At 40.0% G+C, this 1,424-nt stretch carries 1 protein-coding gene; it reads right to left on the minus strand.

Annotation, left to right across the window (positions count from 1 at the left end):
* On the minus strand, positions 1–1,266 hold a 1,266-nt coding region (locus B4K20_RS12590; protein WP_289283143.1), incomplete at its 3' end, for a TonB-dependent receptor plug domain-containing protein.
* Positions 1,267–1,424: the final 158 nt, after the last annotated feature.

Raw genomic sequence — 1,424 nt, forward strand, 5'->3', positions numbered from 1 at the left:
ATAGTTAAAATCACGTTCTTGCGACTCATCCTGATAACGTAATCCAGTCGTTAAAATTAATTTATCGCTTAAACCAAAGTTAACTTCACCATAAAGCGCTTTTGAGTCAGTGGTGTCATCGCCGCTATAGACAGTACCGATGCTGTTGATGTCTTGGTCGCGTTTATAAAAATCTAATCCAACGAAACCACTAAAATCATGACTACCTTCACCAAAATTTAACTTCACATCAATGTTTCTGCTTTTATCATCAATATCCAGATTTTGTGTATCAGCAGGATCCGCTTGATAGGTTTCAAACGCATATTGGTAGTCTAGTTGAGCCAGCTTGATGTCCAAAGAAGTACTCGTGTTGATTTGATAATGTGCATCAATGCTGTTCATCACACTTTCTGTGTCCATATCACGGAAAAAGGTTTTGAAATACGCATCGGTGTCAGTATCTTCAAAATAACGACGGCCTCCATCACCTTTTTCAGTGTATTGAGAGTGAGTGAACATTAACTCCAAATCATCAGTCGGTGTCCAAAGTAATTTGAAGCGACCTTGTTTGGTATCCAGCTCATTCAAATCAATATTGGTTGGATTACTTTCATAGGGTTCGTTGCTGGTATCGGTTTGTCCATCAATTAACTGACCAGAAAAACGAAATGCCAATGTATCTTCAATAACAGGACCAGACAGCATGACCGCTTTGTCTATATAGCGTTCGTTATTACGGTAGCCCAATCTCACTTTACCTTCCCAATCAAACGTTGGATCAGCTGTCTTGATATACATGGCACCAGCGATACTATTACGTCCATTATTGGTAGATTGAGGGCCACGGAAGACTTCAATTTGCTCAATATCCCACAAGCCAGAATCACCGACTAAGTCAGCGATAAAAGGTTGGTTAACACCATCAATCAATGTTGAAAAACGAGCACTGGCTCCACCTGTTACGGCATTAAAGCCACCTGCAGCACCATTACCTAAAACACCACGAACATTCGCTACAGCACCGGTTTGTACAACAACATTCGGTACAGAAGAAATAGCATCACGCAAGGTGTGGTATTGGTTTGATTTCAATGCTTCTTGATCAATGACTGAAACAGAAGAAGCTGTGTCTTTCAAAGTCCGTGTTTGTTTTTCACCTTCAACAGTGATGCTGCCTAACTCAACACGGTTGCTCTGTTTTGAGTTGCTGTTTACCGCGTCGTCAGCAAAGACTTGTGTACTCATACAGGCTGATATTGCGATGGCTAAGATATGTTTGTTCATAAATCCCCTTAACATTATGCGTAGACCGATTTTCTTGTTATTGTTTGTAAATGAAAATCATTATCATTATATAATGTGGCTATAGAGCAAGTTCCCAAAAAGAGTTATGAGCAAACGTCATAGTGTTATGAAAAATCACCAGTCAGTCGAAAGCGTGC

This window comes from Methylophaga sp. UBA5088, from assembly GCF_002414625.1.
Taxonomy (GTDB): domain Bacteria; phylum Pseudomonadota; class Gammaproteobacteria; order Nitrosococcales; family Methylophagaceae; genus Methylophaga; species Methylophaga marina.